Below are 3,165 nucleotides of genomic sequence, written 5' to 3'. Positions count from 1 at the left end.
ATGGTGATGCATACCCTATATCGAATGACGGATCGGTTGCGTTTGGTGCGCGCCTTGGCGATGGCGGCTTCACTGGCCGCGAGCGGCATGCTCGCCTTCGTCGGCGCGGCCAACGCGGACAACGACATCGTCCATGTCTCGTCGACCAGGAATGCGTCGATCAAGGTCGCCAAGGGCAAGCCCAAGACGATCATGACGAGCGCGGCCTTCTACCAGATCGTCATCGGCGATCCGGAGATCGCCAACGTCAATCCGCTGACCGACAAATCCTTCTATGTGCTGGGCAACAATCTCGGCACCACCGGCATTGCGCTGTTCGACGAGAACAAGCAGCTCGTCGGCACCATCGACATCGAAGTGACGCTCGACACCGACCAATTGGCGAGCACCATCCGCGCCAGCGTGCCGGACGCCAAGATCAAGGTCGGCTCGGCCAATGGCCGCGTGGTGCTTTCGGGCGAGGCGGATGACGCGGTCGCCGCCGAAAAGGCAAACAAGATCGCCACCCGCTTCTCCGGCAATGAGGAGGTGATCAATTCGGTCAATATCTCCTCGTCGCAGCAGGTCCAGCTCAATGTCCGCTTCGTCGAGATCAATCGCCAGGCCGGGCAGGATCTGGGCGCGAAATACAGCGCCAATTTCGCTTACGGCTTCGGCGGTCGCGACGTCTCTATCAATCCAGGCCCGGTCCCGGCGGCCGGCACCGGCGAGATCATCGGCCGGCTGCTGTCCAATGGCGTCTCGATCGATATCGCCATCAAGGCGCTGGAGGAGCGCGGCCTTGCCCGAAGGTTGGCCGAACCGAACCTGATTGCTCGCTCCGGCGAAACGGCGAGCTTTCTCGCCGGCGGCGAATTTCCCATCCCGGTTTCCGAAGACAATGGCAATATCTCCGTCAGCTACAAGAAATACGGCGTCAGCCTGGACTTTACGCCGACCGTGCTGAAGGACGGGTTGGTCAGCCTCGACATCGCGCCGGAAGTCTCCTCGATCGATGCGTCGGCATCGTACAATATCGGCAACATTTCGGTGCCGGGGTTCATCGTGCGCCGCGCCAAGACTTCGGTCGACCTGAAGAACGGCCAGAGCTTCATGATCGCCGGGCTGCTGCAGTCCCAGAACGACATCATCACGTCTCGCATACCCGGTCTCGGCAAGATGCCGGTGCTGGGGTCGCTGTTCTCGTCGAAATCCTATCAGCGGCGCGAGACCGACCTGGTCATCATCGTCACGCCCTATCTGGTCAAGCCGGTCGATCCGTCGAAGAAAATGGCTGAGCCGACCGATGGCACGCAGCCCGCCAGCAATGTCGACTATTTCCTCAACAACACCGAGGAAGTGAAGGCGCCGGACACCAACCGTGCGCTGGCGCTGGCTGACGGCAGCGCTGCGCGGGGCGCTTCCGCGACCAAAGTCGGCCATTTCCTCGACCTGCCGAAGGACTGAAGCCATGCGTCTGGTCCTGAGATCGAGCATCGCACTGCTTCTTGCCGGTTTGGCAAGCGGCTGTACCAGCGACGACTATGTGCGCAGCGAAGGCGTGACGACAGCCGCCGGTGAGGCGCAGGCCGCCAACACCGTCATGCAGATGGTTGACCCGTGGAAGTACGGCGTCCAGAACACGAGGCTTCTCGTGCCTGCCAAGCGTGGCGATGCCGGGGCCGCCACGCCCGACCAGGCGGCCGGTGCCAAGGCAGCGCAAACGACCACCGGCAACTGATCCAGACGGCGATCGACCTCACAGGCGGCGAGAATGGCAAACAGCACCAAGAAGATCCTGCTCGTATCGACAGACCGGACCTTCGCGCAGGACACGAAGACGGCCTTTGCCGCCTCCGAGATCATCCAGCTCATGACGGTCGAGAAGAACGTCACCGAACTGCGCGGCGAGGTTCAGGAGGCCGAGTTCGGCGTCGTTATCGTCGACATGGATGCGGCGAAGCTGGAAGAAATCGAGTCACTGCAACGTGTGATGCGCCGGCTCGAGGGCAAGGCACCGGTGGTCGTGGTCACGCAGGAGTTTAACGCCGCCGCTGTCCGCATCCTGGTCCAACTCAAGGTCGCCGACTTCCTGGTCAAGCCGATCACCACGGCCGACCTCGTGCGTTCGGTCGTGCGAGCGTTGCAGGGACCCGGCCGCGAGGAAAACACCGAGTCGCAAATCTACACCTTCATGCCCGCCGCCGGCGGCGTCGGCACCACGACACTGGCGCTGCAGACCGCGTTCCAGCTGCATCATTCGGTGACGCGCGGCGCCTCGACCTGTGTGGTCGACCTCAATTTCCAGCAAGGTGCCTGCGCCGAATATCTCGATCTGGAGCCGCGTTTCGACATCACCGAAATCGAGAACCAACCCGAGCGCCTCGACCGGCAGCTGCTCGATGTGATGCTGTCCAAGCACGCCAGCGGACTTTGCGTGCTGGCGGCGCCGACCCATCCGGCCGAAATGCGCTCGTTCAAGACCGATGTCGTGGTGCGCATGCTGGACCTCGTCTCGGCCTATTTCGACAATGTCGTCATCGACATGCCGCGCACCTGGTTTCCGTGGACGGAAACGGTGCTGCTCGGTTCCAACAAGCTCTACATCGTTGCTGAAATGACGGTGCCGTGCCTGCGCCATACGCAGCGGCTGATCCAGGCCGTCTATGAGACCGCCGGCAAGGAAGTGAAGCCGAACGTGATCGTCAACCGTTTCGAGCAGAAGATGTTCGACAACGGCATCAAGCAGGCGGATGTCCAGGAAATCCTTGGCGAGCATTTTGTCGGCGGCATAGCCAACAACTACCGGCTGGTGCGCGAGGCGGTCGACCGCGGCGTGCCGCTGCACGAGATCGATCCCAACGCCAATGTCGTCAACGACCTGAAGAAGATCATCCTTCCGGAAGAGTCGGTGGCGACCGCGAGCAAGTCGAAGTCGCTATTCGGTTTCGGCAGGGGCCTGTTGAAAAGGAAAGCTGGATGACCAGCCGTTTTTCCACCCTGCAGAATCGCGACGCCCGCCCGCAGCGACCGGCGGAATCGACACCGGTCGCGCATCATGCCGTCGTTATCCCGACCAGCCGAAAGGCTTTGCCGGCGAAACCGGAAGCGGCACCGGCAAAGAATGCCAACAAGGTGCTCGATGCCCGGGTGCGCATCCATCGGATGCTGCTCGAGGAGATCAAC

General features: G+C 62.0%; 3 protein-coding genes and 1 pseudogene. All 4 read left to right on the top strand.

Annotation, left to right across the window (positions count from 1 at the left end; genetic code table 11):
* The first annotated feature begins 60 nt into the window (after positions 1-60).
* Entirely contained in the window at positions 61-1,446 is a 1,386-nt protein-coding gene (locus EOA36_RS31820; RefSeq protein WP_245464527.1) for a type II and III secretion system protein family protein, read from the top strand.
* 4 nt (positions 1,447-1,450) lie between these two features.
* A complete protein-coding gene (locus EOA36_RS31815; protein WP_127280814.1) occupies positions 1,451-1,720 on the top strand; it encodes a hypothetical protein in 270 nt (89 codons plus the stop codon).
* A 33-nt stretch (positions 1,721-1,753) separates the two neighbouring features.
* Positions 1,754-2,962, top strand: coding sequence for a response regulator (locus EOA36_RS31810; RefSeq protein ID WP_127280813.1), 1,209 nt, complete (start codon positions 1,754-1,756; stop codon positions 2,960-2,962).
* Positions 2,959-3,165, top strand: a pseudogene (locus EOA36_RS31805) (CpaF family protein); the annotation flags it as partial. The gene EOA36_RS31810 and the pseudogene EOA36_RS31805, both read left to right, overlap by 4 nt.

It is taken from the genome of Mesorhizobium sp. M8A.F.Ca.ET.021.01.1.1 (genome assembly GCF_003998025.1).
In the GTDB taxonomy this organism is placed as follows: Bacteria; Pseudomonadota; Alphaproteobacteria; order Rhizobiales; family Rhizobiaceae; genus Mesorhizobium.
This window is presented reverse-complemented; position numbering and strand designations above follow the sequence as displayed.